The sequence below is a fragment of the Sphingopyxis chilensis genome, assembly GCF_035930445.1.
Taxonomy (GTDB): Bacteria; Pseudomonadota; Alphaproteobacteria; order Sphingomonadales; family Sphingomonadaceae; genus Sphingopyxis; species Sphingopyxis chilensis.
In genome coordinates, this window is sequence record NZ_CP142394.1 from 3846871 (window position 1) to 3869217 (window position 22347).

At 65.3% G+C, this 22347-nt stretch carries 16 protein-coding genes and 1 tRNA gene; 9 read left to right on the forward strand and 8 right to left on the reverse strand.

Annotated features, from left to right (window positions below; all coding sequences use genetic code 11):
• Position 1: 1 nt before the first annotated feature.
• Positions 2-1933 carry a hypothetical protein gene (locus VSX79_RS18170; protein ID WP_326914029.1) on the forward strand — a complete coding sequence of 644 codons (1932 nt, stop codon included), beginning with the start codon at positions 2-4 and terminating at the stop codon, positions 1931-1933.
• Positions 1934-2045: 112 nt separating this feature from the next.
• Positions 2046-6323 (forward strand): hypothetical protein, encoded by a 4278-nt coding sequence (locus VSX79_RS18175; protein WP_407697232.1) that lies wholly within the window; start codon positions 2046-2048, stop codon positions 6321-6323.
• Between the two features lie 163 nt (positions 6324-6486).
• Here VSX79_RS18175 and VSX79_RS18180 read toward each other — a convergent pair whose 3' ends face one another.
• Positions 6487-8580 (reverse strand): RelA/SpoT family protein, encoded by a 2094-nt coding sequence (locus tag VSX79_RS18180; protein ID WP_179498890.1) that lies wholly within the window; start codon positions 8578-8580, stop codon positions 6487-6489.
• A 392-nt stretch (positions 8581-8972) separates the two neighbouring features.
• Here VSX79_RS18180 and VSX79_RS18185 point away from each other — a divergent pair, with 392 nt between their 5' ends.
• Complete coding sequence (locus tag VSX79_RS18185; RefSeq protein ID WP_179498017.1) at positions 8973-9857, forward strand: glycosyltransferase family 2 protein; 885 nt, start codon at positions 8973-8975, stop codon at positions 9855-9857.
• 68 nt (positions 9858-9925) lie between these two features.
• Here the strand turns inward: VSX79_RS18185 and VSX79_RS18190 are convergent, their stop codons facing one another.
• The gene (locus tag VSX79_RS18190; RefSeq protein WP_179498019.1) at positions 9926-10261 is read right to left on the reverse strand and encodes a CC_3452 family protein; all 336 of its coding nucleotides are present in this window, start codon (positions 10259-10261) and stop codon (positions 9926-9928) included.
• Between the two features lie 124 nt (positions 10262-10385).
• Here VSX79_RS18190 and VSX79_RS18195 point away from each other — a divergent pair, with 124 nt between their 5' ends.
• From VSX79_RS18195 to VSX79_RS18205, 3 genes are all read left to right on the forward strand, one after another.
• The gene (locus VSX79_RS18195) at positions 10386-10907 is read left to right on the forward strand and encodes a winged helix-turn-helix transcriptional regulator (protein ID WP_179498021.1); all 522 of its coding nucleotides are present in this window, start codon (positions 10386-10388) and stop codon (positions 10905-10907) included.
• 63 nt (positions 10908-10970) lie between these two features.
• On the forward strand, positions 10971-12095 hold the full coding sequence (locus tag VSX79_RS18200; protein ID WP_179498023.1) for a sensor histidine kinase: 1125 nt from the start codon (positions 10971-10973) through the stop codon (positions 12093-12095).
• Positions 12092-12898, forward strand: coding sequence for a LytR/AlgR family response regulator transcription factor (locus VSX79_RS18205; RefSeq protein ID WP_179498025.1), 807 nt, complete (start codon positions 12092-12094; stop codon positions 12896-12898). The genes VSX79_RS18200 and VSX79_RS18205 overlap by 4 nt, the downstream gene beginning before the upstream one ends.
• A 108-nt stretch (positions 12899-13006) precedes the next feature.
• Here the strand turns inward: VSX79_RS18205 and ribA are convergent, their stop codons facing one another.
• The 4 genes from ribA to VSX79_RS18225 form a co-directional block, all read right to left on the reverse strand.
• A complete protein-coding gene (gene ribA / locus VSX79_RS18210) occupies positions 13007-14053 on the reverse strand; it encodes a GTP cyclohydrolase II (protein WP_326915276.1) in 1047 nt (348 codons plus the stop codon).
• Positions 14054-14058: 5 nt separating this feature from the next.
• Complete coding sequence (locus VSX79_RS18215) at positions 14059-14853, reverse strand: exodeoxyribonuclease III (RefSeq protein ID WP_326914031.1); 795 nt, start codon at positions 14851-14853, stop codon at positions 14059-14061.
• A gap of 375 nt (positions 14854-15228) precedes the next feature.
• A complete protein-coding gene (locus tag VSX79_RS18220) occupies positions 15229-15873 on the reverse strand; it encodes a LolA family protein (RefSeq protein WP_179498029.1) in 645 nt (214 codons plus the stop codon).
• A gap of 112 nt (positions 15874-15985) precedes the next feature.
• On the reverse strand, positions 15986-18298 hold the full coding sequence (locus VSX79_RS18225; RefSeq protein WP_179498036.1) for an FtsK/SpoIIIE family DNA translocase: 2313 nt from the start codon (positions 18296-18298) through the stop codon (positions 15986-15988).
• A 124-nt stretch (positions 18299-18422) separates the two neighbouring features.
• Between VSX79_RS18225 and VSX79_RS18230 the strand changes: the two genes are divergently transcribed.
• Complete coding sequence (locus VSX79_RS18230) at positions 18423-19664, forward strand: FAD-dependent monooxygenase (RefSeq protein WP_179498038.1); 1242 nt, start codon at positions 18423-18425, stop codon at positions 19662-19664.
• Positions 19665-19760: 96 nt separating this feature from the next.
• Positions 19761-20459: a sigma factor gene (locus VSX79_RS18235; RefSeq protein WP_326914032.1), complete on the forward strand. Its 699-nt coding sequence runs from the start codon at positions 19761-19763 to the stop codon at positions 20457-20459.
• Positions 20460-20462: 3 nt separating this feature from the next.
• Here VSX79_RS18235 and VSX79_RS18240 read toward each other — a convergent pair whose 3' ends face one another.
• Both VSX79_RS18240 and VSX79_RS18245 read right to left on the reverse strand, forming a co-directional pair.
• Positions 20463-21113 carry an LON peptidase substrate-binding domain-containing protein gene (locus tag VSX79_RS18240; protein ID WP_179498050.1) on the reverse strand — a complete coding sequence of 217 codons (651 nt, stop codon included), beginning with the start codon at positions 21111-21113 and terminating at the stop codon, positions 20463-20465.
• Positions 21113-22024, reverse strand: a complete 912-nt coding sequence (locus tag VSX79_RS18245) for a tetratricopeptide repeat protein (protein WP_179498052.1) — start codon at positions 22022-22024, stop codon at positions 21113-21115. The genes VSX79_RS18240 and VSX79_RS18245 overlap by 1 nt, the downstream gene beginning before the upstream one ends.
• Before the next feature lie 192 nt (positions 22025-22216).
• Between VSX79_RS18245 and VSX79_RS18250 the strand changes: the two genes are divergently transcribed.
• Positions 22217-22291, forward strand: a tRNA-Gly gene (locus tag VSX79_RS18250).
• The last annotated feature ends 56 nt before the right edge of the window (positions 22292-22347 follow it).

Sequence of the window (22347 nt, forward strand, 5' to 3'; positions counted from 1 at the left end):
GATGATGACGGGGGGCAGCCTTTGGCCGGTCATCGCGACACTCGCGGCGCAAGGCGCGCCGGAGGCTGAGGCGTTGCCGCCGCCGCCCGCGCCCGAAGACCCGCCGGTCGCGGGCGATGCCGCGCCCGCCGAGCAGCCCGCCGACGAGCTGATCCCGCCGCCGCCGCCCGTCAATTGGCAGGAGATGGTCAAGGACGATCTGGTCACCGAGATTATCGAGGGCCGCCGCCGCCCCGGCTATCGCCCCGACTTGCCCGACGCGCTCAGCCAGGACAATGTCGGCGCGCTACGTCCGCCGCCGCCGCAGGCGTTTCCGGGGATGGAGGATCAGCTGCCCGTCCCAGACCGCTGGCGCCTGATCGAGACATTGGGCGTGGTTAAGGAACGCTGGTTCGATCCCTATCACCAGAATACGTACAAGGGCGACCGCGCGATCGACCGCAGCAAGGTCAAATGGCTGCCGATCAAGGGCGACGACTGGTTTTTTGTCGCCAATGCGGTGTCCGATACGGTGTTCGAACCGCGCACCTTCCCGATTCCCGTCGGCGTCCAGACGACCGAGCGGCCGGGCAGCCTCGACGTGTTCGGCAAGGATCGCAGCTTCGTTTTTGCGCAGACCTTCATCGCCGGCGCGGCGCTGATCAAGGGTTCGACCGCGTTCAAGCCGCCCGACATCGAATATCGCGTCACGCTCGCCTATCAGGCAAATTATGTCGACGTGCCCGAACGGCGCGTGCTCGACGTGCGCCCGTCGAAGGCGAGCCATCGTTACGACAGCTTCCTCGGCGTGCAGGAGCTGTTCGTCGACAAGCATCTCGGCAACACGTCCGACCGCTATGATTTCTATTCGATCCGCGTCGGCATCCAGCCGTTCCAGAGCGATTTTCGCGGCTTCCTGTTCAACGACAGCCAGCTTGGTATCCGCCTGTTCGGCAACCGCGACAATAATCGCTTCCAATATAATCTCGCGGCGTTCTGGCGGCTCGAAAAGGATACCAATTCGGGCCTCAACGACATAACCCAGACGCCGCGCGACGATTTCATCTTTATCGGCAACCTTTATCGCCAGGATTTTCCGGTCGTCGGGCTGACCAGCCAGATCAGCGTCACCTATAATATGAACCGCGAAAAGAATGACGTGCAGATCGACCATAATGGTTTCCCGGTGCGACCGGCGCTGCTCGGCGACCTGCGCGGGCGCGAATATGATGTCGTCTACCTCGGCTACAGCGCCGATGGGCGGATCGGGCGGATCAACCTGACCGCGAGTTTCTATGCCGCGCTGGGCGAGGACCGGAACAGCTTCTTCACCAGCAAGCCCGCCGAAATCCGCGCGGGCTTTGGCGCGGTCGAACTCAGCTACGATCATGACTGGATGCGCTTCCGCCTGTCGGGCCTCTATGCGACCGGCGACGGCGACCCGTACAACAACACCGAGGGCGGGTTCGACGCGATCTTTGAAAACCCGATCTTCGGCGGCGCCGACACGAGCTACTGGATCCGCCAGACGATCCCCTTCGCGGGCGGCGGGCGCGCGATTGCGATCAACGGGCGCAACGGCATTTTGAACTCGCTGCGCTCGTCGAAGGAAGAGGGGCAGTCGAACTTCAACAATCCGGGCACCGTCTTCATCGGCGCGGGGGCCGATTTCGACCTGACCCCCGAGTTTCGCGTCAGCACCAATTTCAACCATCTGTGGTTTGCCGACACGTCGAGCTTGCAGGTGCTGCGCAGCGAAGGGTCGATCCCGAAGGATATCGGCTTCGACCTGTCGGTCGCGACGATCTGGCGCCCGAAAGCGACGCAGAATATCGTCGGGCGCCTCAGCGCCGCGGTGCTGCTGCCGGGTAAGGGATTCAAGGATCTGTTCGACAACAAGCAGAAGAACGACGCCTATGTGTCGATCCTCGCCAATGTGATCGTGAGTTTCTGATGGCGCTGTTCCCACATAATCCGTTCGCGTCGAGCGAAGTCGAGATGCCCATCGGTCGCGCCTGCCTTCACGGCATCTCGACTTCGCTCGATGCGAACCGGGCCTGGGGCGAATGATGGCGCGCAAACTCTTCGCCCTGTTCGCCTTCCTGCTGGTGAGCATCAGCCTGGGCGTCAGCGTCACGCGCGCGGCGGAAGAGGAGAAGCCGCTCAAGATCGAATATCGCTTCACCCCGCCCGCGCCGCGCGAGCAGAGCGACGCCGATGTCAGCGCGAAGTCGGAAGGCTGCTACAGCTGCCACACGCGCACCGACCAGCCGTCGATGCACGCGACCCCGGCGGTGAAGCTCGGCTGCACCGATTGCCACGGCGGCGATGCGAGCCAGCGCGGCACGCCGAGCCTTGGTTACGCGCACGCCACGAACAAGGCGGTGATGAAGCTCGCGCATCCACAGCCGACGCTGCCCGGTGCCTGGCACGACAGCTCGGCGAACCCGCAGCGCAGCTATACCCTGCTTAACAAGGAATCGCCCGAATTCATCCGTTTCGTGAACCCCAGCGACTATCGCATCGCGCGCGAGGCGTGCGGGGCGTGCCACCTCGAGGTGATCGAGGCGACCGAGCGCTCGCTGATGTCGACCGGCGCGATGCTGTGGGGCGGCGCGGCGTATAACAACGGCATCGTCCCCTATAAGAATTATGTCTTCGGCGAGGCCTATACGCGCACCGGCGAGCCGGCGTGCATCCTGTCGCCCTCGTCGCGGCTGACGGCCGAGGAGTATAAGGAAGCGTGCAAGCCGAGCTTCGGTTTCGACAAGATATTGACCGATGCCGAGAAAAAGCGCGGCGCGCTCGCCAAAATGTATCCGCTGCCGCGCTGGAACGTTATCCCGCCGGGCGATGTCTTCCGTGTCTTCGAACGCGGCGGGCGCAACATCAACACGCAATTCCCCGAAATCGGCTTGCCGAACCCGACCGGCAGCATCCAGCGGCTCGAGGAGCCGGGGCGCCCCGACCTCAAACAATCGAATCGTGGTCCCGGCACCGGCCTGCGCGTCTCGATCCCCGTGCTCAACATCCACAAGACGCGCCTCAACGATCCGTTGTCATGGTTCATGGGGACGAACGACCAGCCCGGCGATTATCGCCATTCGGGCTGTTCGGGCTGCCACGTCGTCTATGCCAACGACCGCGAGCCGCGGCACAGCCTGACCTATGCGCAGTTCGGCCGCGACGGCGAGACGGCGACGATCGACCCGACGATCGCGGAAAAGAAGCCGAAGGGCGGCGACGCGCATGGCGCCGACGCCGGCGACCATGGCGGCGGCGGGCATGGCACGTTGATCGACCCCGCCGATCCGGAGGTCCCGGTGCGCCCCGGATCGCCGCAGCGGCGCGAATCGGGCCATCCGATCAGCCACGCCTTCACCCGCGCGATCCCGACCTCGCAGTGCATGTCGTGCCACATGCACCAGCCCAACATCTTCCTGAACTCCTACCTCGGCTATACGATGTGGGACTATGAATCGGACGCGCCGCAGATGTGGCCGGGCCCGGAGAATAGCGCGCCGCGCCCGCCGGGGATGAGCGACGCGGAGTATCAGAAGACATACAAGCAGCAGCGCTATCCGACCGCCGCCGAAGTGCATCAGGTGCTCGAACGCAACCCCGAGGGCGCGGCGACGCGCGGGCTGTGGGCCGACGTCGAGTTCCTGCGCGACGTCTATGACGTCAACGACAGCAACAAGGACACGCAGTTCGCCGACTATCACGGTCACGGCTGGAACTTCCGCGGCATCTTCAAGCGCGACCGCAACGGGAACCTGCTGAACGCCGACGGCAATATGGCGACCTGGGGCACCGACGCGGCGAATATCATCGACCCCAAGGATCCCGAAAAATGGCGCAAGAGCTGCAGCCATTACAGCGATCCCAAGGAACGCGACCTCTGCCTGTCGAGCGCCGATCCGGGCAAGCCCGGCGTCGAGGGCAAGTTCGTGCCGCCGGGCCTCAACCCCGGCAAAACGGTCCATATGATGGACATCCACGCCGAAAAAGGGATGCAGTGCGCCGACTGCCACTTTGCGCAGGACAGCCACGGCAACGGCTATATTCAGGGCGAAGTCGCGAACGCGGTCGAGATCAGTTGCAGGGACTGTCACGGCACCGCCGATGCCTTCCCGAACCTGCTCACGTCGAACGTCGCGGCGCGGCCGCAGGGGACCAACCTTGCGCTGCTGCGCAACCCCGACGGGCGGCGGCGCTTCGAATTCCAGTATAATGACGATGCCGAGGTGATCGGCCTGATCCAGCGCTCGATCGTCGACCCCAAGCTCGAATGGCAGGTCAGCCTGGTCAAGCAGGCAGTGACCCCGGGGCCGCATTTCAATGCCAAGGCGGCGCGCGCCAAGCTGATGGCGCGCAGCGGATCGGAGGACGGCAAGTTCGAATGGGGTCCGGGGGTCGCCAAGGAAGACCGCGCGCACGGCGACGACAGGATGACCTGCTTCACCTGTCACCTGTCATGGACGACGAGCTGCGGGGGCTGCCATTTGCCGATCGAGGCGAACTGGAAGACGACGTCGCATCATTTCGAGGGCGAGGAGACGCGCAACTTCGCGACCTACAACCCGCAGGTCGCGCGCGACGAGATGTTCCAGCTCGGCCGGCACCAGCTCACCAAGCCCGGCGAACCCGGTCCCGATGGCGAGGTGCGCGGCATCATCACGCCCGTGCGTTCGACTTCGGCGCTCGTGCTCTCATCGACGAACATCAACCGCGAGCGCATCTATGTGCAGCAGCCGCCGATCTCTTCGGCGGGCTATTCGAGCCAGGCGTTCGCGCCGCATTTCCCGCACACGGTCCGCCGGCAGGAAACCAAGCAATGTTCGGACTGCCATTTGTCGGCCGCCGACGATAATAATGCGGTCATGTCGCAGCTGCTGTTGCTCGGCACCAATTTCGTCAATTTCGTCGGCCTCAACGTCTGGTCGGGGATGGAAGACGGCTTTCAGGCGACGCGGGTCACCGAATGGGACGAACCGCAGGCGGTGATCGGCAGCTATCTTCAGAGATATGCCTATCCCGACTATTGGAAGCTGCACGTCGAACAGAATGGGCGCGAACTCAAGAACTGGGTGCGCGGCAAGACCTTCGACAAAAAAGGATCGGGCGAAACGCACGCGCTCGAGGAGTTTGCCAATATCGTTCAGGGGACGAGCGGGCGGGTCAACTGCCTGCAACAGCGCGGCGAATATATGTTCGTCGCCGAGGGCAAGGGCGGGTTCCGCGTCTATGACGTCGCCTCGATCGGCAACAAGGGCTTCTCCGAACGCATCGTTCGCGCGCCCTTCTCGCCGCTCGGGCACGATACGCATGTGAAGACGAAGAATGCGACCTGCATGGCGCTTCCGACGACGCAGCCGATCAGCGTGTCGCGCAACGAGAATATCGTGAAGAATTTCCCCGAGAACCACGAACAGGCGATGCACGACATCTATCGTTACGCGGTGATCACCGACGGCGTCGAAGGCCTGATCCTCGTCGACATCGACACGATGGCTGACGGCGAGTTCCGCAACAACAAGCTGAAGCGCGCGCTGACGTGGAATGACGGCAATATACTCGCGGGCGCGCGGCACATCACGCTTGCGGGCAGCATCGCCTATGTGACGACCGACGCCGGGCTGGTCGTGCTCGACCTGACGGCGCCGCTGCAGCCGAAGGTCACGGCGCAGCTGCCGCTGACCGACGCGCGCGCGAGCGCGGTGCAGTTCCGCTATCTCTGGGTGACCGATGCCGAGGGGGTGAAGCTGTTCGACGTCACCAATCTCGCGCAGCCGGTCGCGGTCCCCGCGGGCACGGTGCGGCTCGCCAATGCGCGCAAAATCTATATCGCGCGCACCTATATATATGTTGCGGCGAAGGCGGACGGGCTGGTGATCGTCGATGTGACGCGTCCTGCGGCGCCGGTCGTCTGGCCGGGGCTGACCTTTGGCGGCGCGCTCAATGATGCCGAGGACGTCATCGTCGCATCGACCAATGCGTCGCTCTTCGGCTATGTCGCCGACGGCCGGAACGGGATCAAGGTGCTCCAGCTCACCAGCCCCGACAATCCAGGCCTCTATGGCTTCTCGCCCAAGCCGACCCCCGAATTGATCGCGTGGGCAAAGACACCGTCGCCGGCGCTCGCTTTGTCGAAGGGTCTCGACCGCGACCGCGCGGTCGACGAAACCGGCGGGCAGATGGCGGTGTTCGGGCGTGTCGGCTCGCGCCCCTTCACGCGCGGCGAAATGGAGAAGCTGTTCCTGAACAGCAAGGGGATGGTCTACAAGGTGCGCGACGAGGTCGATGAAAGCGCGTGGAGGCCGCCGCTGCTTTACGCGAATTGAGGGGAGCGTCGGGTTTCGACTGGAAGTGCGTTCTCCTTCATCGTCACCCCGGACTTGATCCGGGGTCCATGACTTCAGCGCCGCAGTGGATCCCGGATCAAGTCCGGGATGACGAACAAGGGAACGGCAGCTCACCACCCCAAGGCGGGCGTCCCAATCCTGCCTAAAGCCGTTCGGCCTGCACCACCGTGTCCGACGCACGCAGCGCCGACAGGATACGCATCACATGCTGGACGTCGCGCACCTCGACGACGACGTCATAGGTGTGAAAACCGCCCTCGCGGTTCGACAGCCGCAAATTGGTGATGTTCGCCGAATTGGCCGCGAGGATGCCCGACATTTCGGCGAGCGTGCCGGGTTCGTTGAGGATAACGATGCACAGCCGCGCGTTGCCGCCCTCGCTGTCCTCCTGCCAGCGCAGGTCGATCCAGTCGGCGTCGATCCCGTCGGCGAGCTTCGGGCAGTCGATGACATGCACCTCGATGCCCTCGCCGGGGCGCGACAGGCCGACGATGCGGTCGCCGGGAACGGGATGGCAGCAATCGGCGAGCTGGTAAGCGACCCCGGGAGTGAGCCCCGCGATCGATACCGCCGCGCCCTGCACCAGCTTTCCGGGCTTGGTCTTCATCTCGGCGGTGATGCCGGGCACGAGCGCTTCGAGCACCGCATTGTCGGTCAGCCGCTGCTTGGCGATCGCGACATAGAGCGCCGTATCGTCGTCGAGCTTCAGCCGTTCGCGCGCGGCAGCGCGCGCCTTGTCGCCGACCTTGTTCGGCAGCCGCGCGACCATCTCGTCATACATTTTGCGGCCCAAAGCCGCGAGTTCGACTTTTTCCTTCGACCGGACGTGGCGGCGGATCGCGGCGCGCGCCTTGCCGGTGACGGCAAATCCGAGCCACGTGGGCTGCGGCGTCTGCTTGTCCGACGACAGGATTTCGACGGTGTCGCCGTTCGAAAGCTGGGTGCGCAGCGGGACGAGCCGCCCGTTGACCTTTGCCCCCACCGTGCGGTCGCCGAGCCCGGTGTGGACGGCATAGGCGAAATCGACCGGGGTCGCGCCCTTGGGCAGCTGGTGCAGACTTCCTTTGGGGGTGAAGGCGAAGATGCGGTCCTGATACATCGCGATACGCGTGTTTTCGAGGAACTCTTCGGGGTCGTGCGTCTGTTCGAGGATTTCGATGAGGTCGCGAATCCACCCCGCCTGACCGTCGGGCGCCGAGCCGCCCTGCTTGTACGCCCAGTGCGCGGCGAGGCCGAATTCGGACTGCTGGTGCATGCCCAGGCTGCGGATCTGGATTTCGATCCGCATATTCTGCTGGTGCATGATCGTCGTGTGCAGCGACTTGTAGCCGTTGCGCTTCGGCGTCGAGATATAATCCTTGAAACGGCCGGGGACCATTTTCCATTTGCGATGGATCAGCCCCAGCGCCGCGTAGCAGTCGGCGTCGGTCGGGGTGACGATGCGGAAAGCGATGATGTCGGTCACCTGCTCGAAGCTGACGTGACGTTCCTGCATCTTGCGCCAGATCGAATAGGGGTGCTTTTCGCGTCCCGATACCTCGGCCTCGATCCCCGCCCCGGCGAGTAGCTCCTTGAACTCGCGGCTGATCCCCGCGACCTTGTCCTTACCCCCCGCGGTCAGCTTGGCGAGGCGGCCGGTGATCGTCGCATAGGCTTCGGGTTCGAGCTCGCTGAACGCGAGAAGCTGCATCTCGCGCATATATTCATACATGCCGATCCGCTCGGCGAGCGGGGCATAGATGTCCATCGTCTCCTTGGCGATGCGCCGCCTTTTGTCCGGATTCTTGATGAAATGCAGCGTGCGCATATTGTGCAGCCGGTCGGCGAGCTTGACCAGCAGCACGCGAATATCGTCCGACATGGCGAGCAGGAATTTGCGCAGATTTTCCGCCGCGCGCTCATTCTCGGTCTGCGCTTCGATCTTCGATAATTTGGTCACGCCATCGACGAGCCGGCCGACATCGGGGCCGAACAGCCGCTCGATTTCCTCGGGCGTCGTGAGCGTATCCTCGAGCGTGTCGTGGAGCAGCGCGGTGACGATCGTCTCGCTGTCGAGATGCAGGTCGGTCAGGATGCCCGCGACCTCGACGGGATGGCTGAAATAGGGATCGCCCGACGCGCGTTTCTGGCTGCCATGCTTCTGTACCGTGAACACATAGGCGCGGTTCAGCAGCGCCTCGTCGACGTCGGGATCATAAGCGCGCACGCGCTCGACAAGTTCATATTGCCTCAGCACAGGGTCAGGACCCACCTATTGCACGTTCAAGGCGTCGAAATGGCGAAGATATCGGCTTCGCGTGGTCGCCGCAGATGGTGGTTCCATCAGCGAGGCCGCGCGGGGACGAGATCGAAGCCATTTCGACGTCCCTTCGGGATTTGACCGATTTTGTCCATGGCCGCGTCAGCGAGCCTTGGAATATACTCATATGCCTGCGCCTCGCTTCCTTGCCCTGAACAAAATCGCTTCAAACCTCGATCGTGCAATAGGTGGGTCCTGACCCTTAGTCCCCAATGTCGTTCATGTTGCATATATTGCAATGCGAAATTTGTGTGCGCGGGGCCGAAGTCGTTAGCAACTTTGGTAAAGCCCGTTGGAAGCATCGTTCGTCGCGGGTAGGACGATCAGAGATGGGGACCGAAACGCTCGATTCGACAGCGCCGCCGCGGGTGTCGATGGTGATGCCCGTGCACAATGGTGCGCGCTGGCTCGCCGAGGCTATCGAGTCGGTCCTGGCGCAGGATTTCGCCGATTTCGAGCTGATCCTCGTCGATGATGCCTCGCGCGACGCCTCGCCCGCGATCATGGCGGACGCCGCGGCGCGCGACACGCGCGTGCGGCTGCTGCGGCTCGATGCGAATGTCGGGCTGCCCGCGGCGCTCAATCACGGCTTTGCCGTGGCGTGCGGCGAACTGCACAGCTGGACCTCGGACGACAACCTCCTCCGACCCCAGATGCTCGACCGCCTCGTCGCAACGCTGGACGCAAAGCCCGACGCCGATATCGTCCATGCCGATTTCATGCTGATCGACGATGCTGGGGGCGAACTCGGCCGCTCGCGCGTCGGCCCGGTCGATCGGCTGCTCTATGGCAATAATGTCGGTGCCTGTTTCCTTTATCGCGCGCGCGTGACCGAGGCGCTCGGCGGCTATGACACCGCGCTGTTCGGTGTCGAGGATTATGACTTCTGGCTACGCGCCGCGCAGCGCTTCGCCTTCGTCGCCCTGCACGAGGATCTCTATCTCTATCGCAAACATGACGGCAGCCTGACGAGCCAGCGTGCCGAAAGAATCCAGGCGCTGACTGCCGAGATAGTCGAGCGCGCCTTGCCCGAAACACTGCCGGCGCACAGCCGCAGTGAAATCCTGCTCGGGCTCGCGCTGCGCAGCCGCCGCCGCTGGCGGCTCGACCTCGTCGGCCGCGCCTTTCGTGCAGACCCCGCGCATGTCTTGGCAAAGGCCCCCGCGATCCTACGCTGGTCGCTCGTCGTCGCGCGCAACCGCATAGCGGGCTGATCGGCTCGCACCGAGCCGTGCAAGGACCGCCGCGCCGCCATGATGCGGCGGTCCTTTCGCTTTCCCGATTATTTGGCGCTGTTGCAACGCGCGAGTTCGTCGGCGTCGAGTGCCTTGCCCCCGGCGGTGAAGCTCGCGACCGGCCCAGCCGCCTTGGCAAGCGCCGCGCACATAATCAGCGGACGGCTCGTGCCCTGACCCGCTGTGCAGCCGGCATCCTTGCACGCCCAGACGACATCGCGCGCGACGAAGCGGGCCTTGGGCGCGGGGCTCGCGAGTTCGGCGCTGTAATAGGTTCCACCCGCCGCCGTCGCTGCGGCGGGGACGAGCGCGAGGCCGCCGATCAGCGCCGTGCCAGCCAGCGGCAGCGATCCGAAAAGGGGAGAAAGCTTGAATATGGGCATCTGGACCTCCTGTTTTGCGCGCCCGATGGGCCGCGAAACGCGCCGTAGCAATTGAGTTGCGAAATGCAACGAAGGTCTTATATTTTTTTGGCGCACGGGGCGATTTTACGTTAGGGCATTGGCCATGGGAAAATTACGCGAATTATTGAACGATCTCGATGGGGGCAATTGCGCCCTGCCGCTCGCGCTCGAGGCGATGGGCGAGCGATGGTCGTTTATGATCCTGCGCGCCGCGTTCAACGGCGTCCATCATTTCGAGGAGTTCCAGCAGGAACTGAACATCGCGCGCAACATCCTGTCGAACCGGCTGTCGAAGCTCGTCGACCATGGCATCATGGCGCGCGAGGTCATGGCTGAGGACCGGCGCAAGGTCCGCTACCAGCTCACCGAAAAGGGTATCGAACTGCTGCCGGCGATGATCGCGCTGCGCCAATGGGGCGAGAAATGGGGCGCGGGCGTGCCTTCGACCCCGGTGCTGGTCGATGCGCGCGACGAACAGCCGATCGGCCCCGTCACGCTGACCGCGCACGACGGCCGGGTGATCGGATACAAGGAATTGCTGTGGAAGCATCGCTCGGAGCTGCAGCCGCTGGGGCAGGCGCGCGTGCGCGCGGACAATCCCGCGGCGACGGTCGCGGCGGAATGATCCGCCACGCCGCCGTTCGCTACCCTGCGCGCGGCCACTGACATCGCCATACGACGGATCCTCATGCCGCTGTTTCGACTGACTTCGCCCGGGCCCTTCTTCGATAACAAGGTCCGGGCCTTCTGGAATCTACAGATATTGGGATGGGCGGCGTGGCTTGGGCTGCGCGGTGTGTCGGGGCTTGCCAATGGGCAGGCCTTCACCTTTTTCATCCCACAGACGATTTCGGCGATCACGGGCTTTTCGCTGACGCTGATCCTGTCGGTCTGCTACCGCGCGCTGATCAGCCGCCGCCCGTTGCTCATGTGGGGGGTCAGCTTCGGCCTCGCCGGCGTCGCGACCGCGCTCTGGGCGTTCATCGATGCATGGGTGGCGCAGATCCAGAATCCGGCGAGCGAGGCGGGCTTCACCAGCCTGTTGCTCGGCGCGATGTATATCGACGCGACGTCGCTCGCGGCCTGGTCGGCGCTCTATTTCGCGATCAACTATTTCCTCCAACTCGAGGAGCAGAATGATCGCGTCATCCGGCTCGAGGCGCAGGCGGCGTCGGCACAACTCGCGATGCTGCGCTACCAGCTCAACCCGCATTTCCTGTTCAACACGCTCAACAGCATTTCGACGCTCGTGCTCTTGAAGCAGGCCGAACCCGCCAACGCGATGCTGTCGCGCCTCTCGGCCTTCCTGCGCTACACGCTCGCGAACGAGCCGACCGCGCAGGTGACGCTGGCGCAGGAGATCGAGACGCTGAAGCTCTACCTCGATATCGAAAAGATGCGCTTCGAGGAACGACTGCGTCCGCATTTCGCGATCGATCCGGCGGTTTCGCGCGCGCGTCTGCCGTCGCTTCTGCTTCAGCCGCTCATCGAAAACGCGATCAAATATGCGGTGACGCCGCAGGAGGAAGGCGCCGATATCACGATTTCCGCACAGCTGGCCGGTCAAAATGTCCGGATCACCGTGTCCGACACCGGCGCGGGATTGTCAGCCGACCCCACCGACCCCACCACTGGCGTTGCAACGGAATCGACCGGTGTGGGTTTAGCCAACATCAGGGACCGGCTGGCGCAGGCTTTTGGCGATCAGCAACGGTTCGACGTCCATATGGGCGGTGAAGGCGGATTCACGGTGGTCATCGAGTTTCCGTTCCAGCCCGACGGGCAAATGACGATTGGAACCGAACGCACATGACGATCAGAACCATCCTGGTGGATGATGAGAAATTGGCGACCCAGGGCCTGCAATTGCGGCTCGAAGCGCATGCCGATGTCGAAATTGTCGACACCGCACAGAACGGCCGCGAGGCGATAAGAAAGATCAAGACCCACAAACCCGACCTTGTTTTCCTCGACATCCAGATGCCGGGGTTCGATGGCTTTTCGGTGATTCAGGGCCTGATGGAAGTCGAACCGCCGCTGGTGGTTTTTGTCACGGCCTATTCGGACCATGCGATCCGCGCCTTCGAGGCGCAGGCGGTCGATTATCTGGTGAAGCCGGTCGAGCCCGAGCGGCTGGCCGACGCACTCGACCGCGTCCGCCAGCGACTTACCGAAAAGCGCGGTGCGGCCGAGGTCGAGCGGCTGAAGACCGTGCTCGCCGAAGTCGCGCCCGAAGCGGTCGAGGATTATGACGCCGAAACGCAGCCCGACGCGCACGCCGCCGACCGTTATGAAAAGATGATCAACATCAAGGATCGCGGCCAGATCTTTCGCGTCGATGTCGATAGCATCGAGCGCATTGATGCGGCGGGCGATTATATGTGCATCTATACCGCCGACAATTCGCTGATCCTGCGCGAGACGATGAAGGATCTCGAAAAGCGGCTCGACCCGCGCAATTTCCAGCGCGTCCACCGTTCGACGATCGTGAACCTCAGCCAGGTCAAGCAGGTCAAGCCGCACACCAACGGCGAATGCTTCTTGGTGCTCGGATCGGGCGCGCAGGTGAAGGTCAGCCGCAGCTATCGCGACGTGGTGGCGCGCTTCGTGCATTAATCCAACACCTCGTCATTGCGAGGAGCGTAGCGACGAAGCAATCTCCAGCCATCGGTCTTTTAGGACGATAGCTGGAGATCGCTTCGCTTCGCTCGCAATGACGTTCGCCTAAAGCTGGTGCCCCGTGCGATCGCGCTTCGTCGCGAGATATTGCTCGTTATATTTGTTCGTCGGCAGCGCGAGGGGCAGCCGTTCGACGACCTCGACCCCTTCCTTCTCCAGCCGCGCGACCTTTTCGGGGTTGTTCGTCATCAGCCGGATGCGGGGGACATTCAGCAGATAGAGCATCCGTCCTGCGATTGCGAAATCGCGCGCTTCGACCGGGAAGCCGAGCCTCAGGTTCGCATCGACCGTGTCATAGCCCTGGTCCTGCAGCGCATAGGCGCGCAGCTTGTTGACGAGGCCGATCCCGCGCCCTTCCTGCCGCAGGTATAGCAGCACGCCCCATGGGGCATCGGCCATCGCGTGAAGCGCGGCGTGGAGCTGCGGCCCGCAATCGCACTTGAGGCTGCCGAGCACGTCGCCGGTCAGGCATTCGCTGTGCAGGCGCACCACGGGCGGATTCGCATCGCGCTTGCCGATGACCAGCGCGACATGGTCCGACGCCTCCTCGGGCGAACGGAAGGCGACGATTTCGGCGCTCTCGCTCGCCGCGACGGGCAGGCGAGCGCGCGCCGCGATTTCGAGCCGGGCGGGATCGAGCAGCGCGGCGACATCGTCGACGCCGCATTCGGTCTCGGCATCGCCGGTCGCTTCGCGCACGAAAAAGGCCGGGAGCAGCCCGGCATGACGGGCCATCGTCATCGCGGCCGCGGCAGCGGTTTCGCCCCCGGTCGAGACCGTGCGGAAGGGCCCTTTAAGCGGATTCGCGAGGTCGAGCGCCGGGTCGGCAATCGCCAGCGCCGCCGCGACCGTATCGGCCGCATGGGCCAGCCGCACCGGTCCGGGCGTCGCGGCGGCGCGCTGGTTGGTGAGCTTGAGCGTAACAGCGCGTTCGCCCGACAGCAGCACATCCTGGCTGGCGAAGTCGGCGAGCGCCCCATCGCGCGCGCTTTCGACGGCGAGCAGGTCGAGCGCGCCATCGCCGCCCGCGATGCGGAACGGCCAGCCACGCCGCAGCGCGTCTATGGCGCGGGCTGCCCGGCGAGCTCCGATATCGCTCAAAAGTCGAACTCGGTGATCAGCGGGATATGGTCCGACGGCCGTTCCCAGCTGCGCGCCGGCCGGACGATGCGATGCGACACCGCCTTCGCCGTCAGGTCGGGCGTCACCCACATATGGTCGAGCCGGCGGCCGCGGTTCGACGCCTCCCAGTCCTTCGCGCGGTAGCTCCACCAGGTGTAGAGCGGCGTCGGCGCTTCGATGAAGTGGCGACCGAGATCGACCCAGTTCGATGCCGCCTGCAGCCTTGCCAGCGTTTCGACCTCGACCGGCGTGTGGCTGACGACGTCGAGCAGCGCCTTGTGGTTCCAGACGTCGCTTTCGAGCGGCGCGACGTTGAAATCGCCCGTCAGCACCGTCGGCGTGCCGTTCAGCGCGCCCGACCATTCGGTCATGCGGCCGAAGAAATCGAGCTTCTGCCCGAATTTGGGATTGAGATCGCGGTCGGGAATATCGCCGCCCGCGGGGATATAGACATTGTCGAGGCGGACGCCCCACGGCAGCGTCACCCCGACGTGGCGCGCCTCGCCATTCGCCTGCCAGTCATATTTGCGCACGTCGGTCAGCGGCATCTTGCTGACGATCGCGACGCCGTGGTGGATGCGCTGGCCGTGGGTGACGATATGCTCGTAGCCCAGCCGCCGGAACATCTCGGGCGGGAACAAGCTGCACTCGACCTTGGTTTCCTGAAGGCAGAGGATGTCTGGGGCTTCTTCGCGCAGGAATTTCTCGACGATGCCGATGCGGGCGCGAACGCTGTTGATGTTCCACGAAGCAATGCTGGTGCGAGTCATGGGGTCGGCTCTATCGGCGCGCGGTTCGGTTCGCAACGAGGTCGTTGTTGCGGCCCCGCCGCGTTGGCGGCAGAAAATACACCGGACAAATTAAACCCCCGTCCCAGGGGCGGTGGAACGGGGGTTCAAGGTCAGCGTTCGTCACGCTCTTGAATGAAGGTGCCTGGCAGCCCGGGAGGGGCAACAGGGGGAAACCCAAATCCGGGGGCCGTGTTGGCGCCTTCGAGAGATGGAATAACCGCCCTTCCCTGTCGCCAAGCTGAACAAAAATCCCGCTTCGGCGTCGCCTGTGCAGTTCGTCGATCCAGGGCGACGGTTGGTCCGGAAAATCGGCGCCGGCCGTGGCGCCGGACCGACGCGATGATGGCGCGAGGGTTAACGCCCGCGCCGTTTCGGGCGGGGATCGGTCCAGCGGAAAGCCGAATCGGCGACCGCGACGTTGAATTTCTGGTTGCTGAGGTCGATCCGCGTGCGGTTGTTCTGCGAATCGAGCGCAACCCAGCCGCGCAGACGCAGTCCGCCGGGTGCCGCGCCGTCGCGGACGAACACCATGGTGATCGTGCCATATTCGGGGCGCTTCGGATCCTTGACCTCGACGCTCAGCACATCGTTGTTCCCGGTCGGCAGGACCTTGGCATATTTGGTCAGGTCGCGGTCGGGATCGAGCAGCGCGCCGAGCGGCGAATTCTTCACCGGCCAGCTCTGTACCTGCTTCACCTCATAGTCGATCACGGTGAGCCGGCTGCCATCGCCGACGATCAGCAAGGGCACGTCCTTTTGATACTGGAAACGGATCTTGCCGGGGCGCTTCAGCGTGAGCTGCCCGCCCAGCCGCTGGCCGTTGCGGTCGGTCTGCACGAAGTTGGCGGTCATCGAGCTGGTGGACTTGAGGTGCGACTGCACCGAAGCCAGCGCGTTCGCCGACTGGGCGATCGCGGGCGCGCCGATGGCAAGACCGGCGGCGGCGACGGGAGCGAGCGTCCACGCAAGGGCGCGGGGGAGGGTGGTCTTGAAAATCATCGGGCTCTCATCTTTTCGGATTGATTGGAGGATTTCTCGCATCGGGGCATTGAACCCGCGCTGAACCCCACCGTTAGACGCTGTTCAAGTCGCGAACCGGGAAAAAGGTTCCTCAGCGCGGCTGCCCATATTGGTCGGTGAGTACGTCGCGGCGGCCGACATGGTTCGGCGGGCTGACGATGCCTTCCTCCTCCATCCGCTCGATCAGGCGCGCCGCGCTGTTGTAACCGATACGGAGTTGGCGCTGCAGCCAGCTCGTCGAGGCTTTCTGGCTTTCGGCGACGATCTGGCAGGCCTTGGCGTACATGCGGTCCTCGGCACTGTCGCCGCCCGCAGGGGCGCCCTCCATCGCGAAGCCGCCATCCTCGGGATCCTCGGTGACGCTTTCGACATAGTCGGGGCGTCCCTGCGCCTTCCAGTGATCGGCGACCGCGCGCACCTCGTCATCGGAGACGAAGGGGCCGTGGATGCGCGTGATCTGCTTGCCGCCGGGCACGTAAAGCATGTCGCCCTTGCCGAGCAGCTGCTCGGCGCCCGCCTCGCCCAAGATGGTGCGGCTGTCGATTTTCGACGTGACGTTGAAGCTGATGCGCGTCGGCAAATTCGCCTTGATCACGCCGGTGATGACGTCGACCGACGGGCGCTGCGTCGCGAGGATCAGGTGGATGCCCGCCGCGCGCGCCTTTTGCGCGAGCCGCTGGATCAGGAATTCGACCTCCTTGCCCGCGGTCATCATCAGGTCGGCGAGTTCGTCGACGACGACGACGATTTGCGGCAGCGGCTGATAGTCGAGCGTCTCTTCCTCATAGACCGGCTGGCCGGTGTCGGGGTCATAGCCCGTCTGGACGCGGCGCCCCAGCGACTTGCCCTTGGCGAGCGCGCCGCGCACCTTGTCGTTGTACGAGGCGAGGTTGCGCACCGACAGCGAGGACATCATGCGATAGCGGTCCTCCATCTGCTCGACCGCCCATTTAAGCGCGCGGATCGCCTTCTTGGGCTCGGTGACGACGGGGGCGAGCAGGTGCGGGATGTCGTCATAGACGCTGAGTTCCAGCATCTTTGGATCGATCATGATCATCTTCACCTGGTCGGGGCCGAGGCGGTAGAGCAAAGACAGGATCATCGCGTTGAGGCCGACGGACTTGCCCGAGCCGGTGGTGCCCGCGATCAGCAGGTGCGGCATCGGTGCGAGGTCGGCGATCATCGCGTCGCCGCTGATATTCTTGCCGAGGATGATCGGCAGCGCCCCGGTCTGGTCCTGGAACAGCGCGCTGCCGATGATTTCGTGGAGCACCACCGCTTCGCGCTGCGCGTTGGGCAGCTCGATGCCGATGACCGTGCGCCCGGGGATCGGCGCGATGCGCGCCGACAGCGCCGACATGTTGCGGGCGATGTCGTCGGCGAGGTTCGACACGCGGCTCGCCTTGGTGCCCGGTGCGGGTTCGAGCTCGTACATGGTGACAACCGGTCCTGGGCGCACCGCAGTGACGACGCCCTTGACCTGGAAGTCCTCGAGCACCGATTCGAGCAGCCGCGCGTTGCGCTCGAGCGCCGCCTTGTCGATCTGTCCCGCCGGCCGCTCGGGCGCAGGGGCAAGCAGGTCGATCGAGGGCAGCTGGTAATTGGTGAACAGCTCGGTTTGCGGCTTGGGCCGGGGTTTCGACGGCGCGGTGCGCTGCGCGGGATCGGCGATTTCGGGCGGAGCGCGGTCGACCGGCTCGGCCACGGCGCGCGGCCGCACGGTGGGCTCGATCGGGCCGGGCGCGCGGTCGTCGGCGCGCGCGACGCGGGGGGGCTCGACGACGCGGCTGTTTTGGGCGGCGGGTAGCCTGAACCGTGACGCCCAGCCCTTTTCGAGCCGGAGCGCGCGCCATGCGAGCCACAACCCCAGCCCCACGAGCAGCAGGATCGTAGCGAAGCGGATCAGCGCCGCGGCGGGTTCGCCCGCCTGAGCGAAGAGGGGCGCGATGGCGCCGCCGAGCAGCAGCGCGATGATCCCGCCCCAGCCCGCGGGCAGCGGGGCATTCGTCGCCGGCGACCAGAGCTCGGCGCCTAGCCCGACGAGCAGGATGCCGATGAAGCTGTAGGCGAGCTGGCGCGGCCAATAAGGCTGGGCTTCGCCGGTCCAGAGCCGCCATGCGATGATGCCGAGCAGCGGCAGCAGCAGCGCGACGCCGATGCCGCCGATCGACAGGCCGAGGTCGGCGAACCAGGCGCCCGCGCTGCCCATCCAGTTGGCGGCGGTGCCGTGCGCCGCGGTGTTGAGCGCGGCGTCGGTGCTGTCGTAGGTGAGGAGAGCGAGCGTGAGGAACAGCGTGAAGAGCCCGAGCGCCACCGCCGCCGCGATCACGAGCGATCGCGCGATGCTTTGGCGGAAAACCGTACGCCAATCGGCCTTTGCGGGTGCGGCCTTGCGGCTAGCCATGCTCTTGTTCCGGTCCCTGTCAGTTGATCCGGCGATATGCGCATGGGGCGGACTCGCCGTCAAGCGGGGCCCCGCGCTCGCCCACAGCCTTTCCAACCGTCCCACCGCGCGCTAGGGCGAAACCATGACCGAACTCCTGCGCAGCGATGTCCTGATTTCGGGCGGCGGCCTCGTCGGCCAGGCGCTCGCCCTTGCCCTGGCCCACCACGGCCTGTCGGTCCAGGTCGTCGATCCCGCCGATCCCGTCGCGACGATCGCGCTCGGCTTCGACGGCCGCGCCTCGGCGATCGCGAGCGCGACGTGGCAGATGTTCGAGGCGCTGGGGATCGCCGACCGCCTCGCCGGGCACGGCTGTCCGATCCGCGCCATCAAGGTGGGCGACGGTGCGCCCGATAGCGGACGCGGCGGCGAACTCGATTTCGTCACCGCCGAAGGCGATCCGCCGCTCGGCACGATGGTCGAAAATCGTCAATTGCGCCTCGCGCTGGCTGCCGCGCTCGCCAATGCGCCGCTGGTGCGACTTGCGATGCCCGCCGCCGTCGTGTCGCGCGAGATCGACGGGCATGGCGTCACGCTGACGCTCGCCGACGGCACGAAGCTCGCGGCGCCGCTGCTGGTCGTGGCCGAGGGTCGCCGCTCGCCGACGCGCGATGCCGCCGGATTCAGCATCGCGAACTGGTCCTACCATCATCACGCGATGATCGGCGCGGTCGCGCACGAAAAGCCGCACGGCCATGTCGCGCACGAAATCTTCTATCCGTCGGGGCCCTTCGCGCTGCTGCCGCTCGTCGACGATGAACGGGGGCGCCACCGCTCGGCTTTTGTCTGGACCGTGTCCGAGAAGGACGGTCCCGGCTTCGCCAAGCTCGGAGAGCGCGGCTTCGTCGCCGAACTGCAGAAACGCGCGGGCGGCGTTCTTGGTGCGATGGAACTTGTCGCGCCGCGCATGACCTATCCACTCGGCTTCCACCACAGCGCCTCGATCGTCGCCGACCGGATCGCGCTCGTCGGCGACGCGGCGCACGGCATTCACCCGATCGCGGGGCAGGGGCTCAACCTTGGCCTGCGCGACGTCGCGGCATTGACCGAAGTGCTCGTCGAGGGCGCGCGGCTCGGGCTCGACCTCGGCGATGCGGCGCTGCTCGCGCGCTACCAGCGTTGGCGCGGGCTCGACAATATGATGGTTAGCCTCGCGACCGACGGGCTGACGCGGCTGTTCGGCATTCCGGGACGCACGGCGGCAGCGGTCCGCCGCACCGGGCTCGGCGCGGTGCAGCGCATGCCGATGCTCAAACGCTTCTTCATGGACGAAGCGCGCGGTGAGGCGGGCGACCTGCCGCGCCTGCTCGCGGGCGCCGAAATCTAGGTATTACTACCTAGGTCCCGGACAGGCGGGCGCTAAGCATGCCCGCCTATCCTCAACCGCGCGGCAACCGTGCCGCGGCAGGATGGGGAGGGGGCCATGTCGGCAAAAAGCGATGCACTCGAAACGGCTGTGACAGACTATATCCGGGCGCGCACCGCGCTCGACGCGGCGCCGGGCGTGCGGGCACGGGCGCTCGCCGATCGCGCCTTTGCGCGGCTCGCGGCGCTGGCGGCGCCGCGGATCCGCTATTTCACGCGCAGCTATGGCCTTTCCGACGTCGCCGAGGACGCGGCGCAGGTCTGCGCGATCGCGATCCACCGCGCCGCCGAACGCTATGATCCCGCGCGGGCGCGCTTCACCACCTATGTGAACTGGCAAATCCGTGCCGAGTTGCAGGCGCTGCGGCTTCGCCTTCACGGCGACCAGCGTTGCGCCGGCCGCCGCCACGTCACCGCGACGCTGTCGATCGACGCGTTACAGGCGGAAGACGGCGACGAGTGGCTGCTCGATCCGGCGGCGGAAATCGGGACCGAAAAAGGCGCGGCCGACAATCTCGCCGCGCTTCTGGCCGACCGGCTGGTCGAGGACTGGGCAGACCGTCGCCGCGCAAAATCAAGCGCATCGCGCGCGGACGGCGCCCGGATGGACGCGCGGCTTGCGACCGAGACGGATCTCGTTCGCCGCCATCTGACGGTCAGCGACGCCGCCGAACGTCTGCGCGAAAGCGACCGTCATATCGTGCGCCGGGCGCTCGCCGACATCGCGCGGCATGCGCCGGTCCGCAAGCTTCACTGAAAGTTACTGCAGCGTCGCGCGCCCGTCGTCGCTGTCGAAACGGCCGAAGAATTGCATCAGCTGGACGACCAGTTCGGCGCGCGCGTCGATCGGGCTCGCTTCGAGCAGCGCCTGTTTCGCGGCCGCATCGAAGGGGGCGACCTGCGCGATGCCGTTGACCAGCGTCGCGTCGTCGAGCTGGCCGACCGAATCCCAATCGACGACATAACCCTGCCGCGCCGCAAAACGCTTGGCTTCGCGTTCGAGGCTCGCGCGCTCGATGCTCGCCAGCACGGCATCGTCTTCACCCTCAAGCTCGAGCTCCGCCTCGACCTGCCGAAACGGCGTGGTGACGTCGAGCTCGCGACGGACACGAAAACGCGCGACGCCTTCGAGCACGAGGTTGAAGCGCCCTTCGTCGAGCGCCTCGACATCAACGATGCGTCCGACGCAGCCGACGTCATAGAGCGCGGGCGGTTCACGATCCTCTTCGCCGGGAAGCTGGCGCGGCTGGATCATCCCGATTTGCCGGTCGCGCGCCAGCACCTCCTGCACCATCGCCGAATAGCGCGGCTCGAAAATGTGCAGCGGCAGGTGCAGCCCCGGGAACAGCACCGCGCCGGTGAGCGGAAAGATCGCGATCCGCTGGATCGTCAAAGGCGCGGTTTCGCCCATCAGCCGAAAAGGATCAGCGACAGGCGGCGGCGCTGCGCGGCGACCCACGGGTCTTCGAGCCCGACGGCTTCGAACAGCGACAACAGCTTAGCGCGCGCCGCATCGTCGTTCCATTCGCGGTCGGCCGCGACGATGTGGAGCAGATTGTCGGCGGCGGCATCGCGCTGGCCGGCGCCGATCTGCGCGCTCGCAAGGTCGAAGCGCGCCTGATGATTGGCGGGGTTCGCCGCGACCGCCGCTTCGAACGCCGCGAGTTCGCCCGGGTCGGGGGCGTCGGCGGCGAGCGCCAGCGCGCTTTTCGCCTGTGCGATGGCAGGATCCGCGGCGATCTCGGCGGGCAGCGCGTCGAGCGCCGCCTGCGCGCCCTCGACATCGCCGGTCAGCACGAACGCGCGAATCAGCCCGCCGTGCGCCGCGGCATTATCGGGCGCCATCTCGAGGATCTGCGCAAAGATGCTCGCGGCGCGCGCGCCGTCGCCTTCGGCGAGCACGCTTTCGCCCATGTCGATCAGCGGTGCGATCTCGACCGCGAGGTCCTTCGCCGCGCTTTCGATCGGCAGCTGTGCGAGCAGCTGGTCGAGAATCGCCTTGAGCTGGCTTTCGGTGCGTGCGTTGGTCAGGTTCGCGACCGGCTGGCCCTGAAAGATCGCATAGACGGTCGGGATCGACTGGACCTGGAACTGGCCGGCGATGAAGCGATTCGCATCGACGTCGACCTTGACCAGCAGGACGCCCTTGTCGGCATAATCCTCGGCAACCTTTTCGAGCACGGGGCCGAGCTGTTTGCACGGGCCGCACCATTCGGCCCAGAAATCGAGGATGACGAGATTGCTCATCGACGGTTCGACGACGTCGCGGCGGAAGGCTTCGACGGCTTCCTTTTCCTGCGGATTCAGACCGAGAGTGGCCACGAAAACATGCTCCTGTTCAGAATGTGCGCCGCCACCGCCGATGCGGATCGGACGCTTGTCCCGCTTATGTGGGATTTGCGGACGATATGCCAACCCTTCGGAGAAAATGCGCAATCAGGGGTTGCCGAGTCAAAAGGCCGGTGCTAATCGCCCGCCTCACCCGCTGGAACCGACCGGTTTCCAGCCGCCAGAGCGGGCGTAGCTCAGGGGTAGAGCACAACCTTGCCAAGGTTGGGGTCGAGGGTTCGAATCCCTTCGCCCGCTCCAGTTTCCGAATAGCGGTAACACCATGCCCGCGGGCCTCCGCTGGTGCCGACCGGCCG

Excerpts from the sequence above, each read along its gene's own strand:
- VSX79_RS18220 (WP_179498029.1), bottom strand. The coding sequence starts at position 15,873 with ATGATTTTCAAGACCACCCTCCCCCGCGCCCTTGCGTGGACGCTCGCT.
- VSX79_RS18190 (WP_179498019.1), bottom strand. The coding sequence starts at position 10,261 with ATGCCCATATTCAAGCTTTCTCCCCTTTTCGGATCGCTGCCGCTGGCT.
- VSX79_RS18175 (WP_407697232.1), top strand. The coding sequence starts at position 2,046 with ATGATGGCGCGCAAACTCTTCGCCCTGTTCGCCTTCCTGCTGGTGAGC.
- VSX79_RS18185 (WP_179498017.1), top strand. The coding sequence starts at position 8,973 with ATGGGGACCGAAACGCTCGATTCGACAGCGCCGCCGCGGGTGTCGATG.
- VSX79_RS18200 (WP_179498023.1), top strand. The coding sequence starts at position 10,971 with ATGCCGCTGTTTCGACTGACTTCGCCCGGGCCCTTCTTCGATAACAAG.
- VSX79_RS18230 (WP_179498038.1), top strand. The coding sequence starts at position 18,423 with ATGACCGAACTCCTGCGCAGCGATGTCCTGATTTCGGGCGGCGGCCTC.
- VSX79_RS18205 (WP_179498025.1), top strand. The coding sequence starts at position 12,092 with ATGACGATCAGAACCATCCTGGTGGATGATGAGAAATTGGCGACCCAG.
- VSX79_RS18170 (WP_326914029.1), top strand. The coding sequence starts at position 2 with ATGATGACGGGGGGCAGCCTTTGGCCGGTCATCGCGACACTCGCGGCG.
- VSX79_RS18195 (WP_179498021.1), top strand. The coding sequence starts at position 10,386 with ATGGGAAAATTACGCGAATTATTGAACGATCTCGATGGGGGCAATTGC.
- VSX79_RS18225 (WP_179498036.1), bottom strand. The coding sequence starts at position 18,298 with ATGGCTAGCCGCAAGGCCGCACCCGCAAAGGCCGATTGGCGTACGGTT.
- VSX79_RS18240 (WP_179498050.1), bottom strand. The coding sequence starts at position 21,113 with ATGGGCGAAACCGCGCCTTTGACGATCCAGCGGATCGCGATCTTTCCG.
- VSX79_RS18235 (WP_326914032.1), top strand. The coding sequence starts at position 19,761 with ATGTCGGCAAAAAGCGATGCACTCGAAACGGCTGTGACAGACTATATC.
- VSX79_RS18215 (WP_326914031.1), bottom strand. The coding sequence starts at position 14,853 with ATGACTCGCACCAGCATTGCTTCGTGGAACATCAACAGCGTTCGCGCC.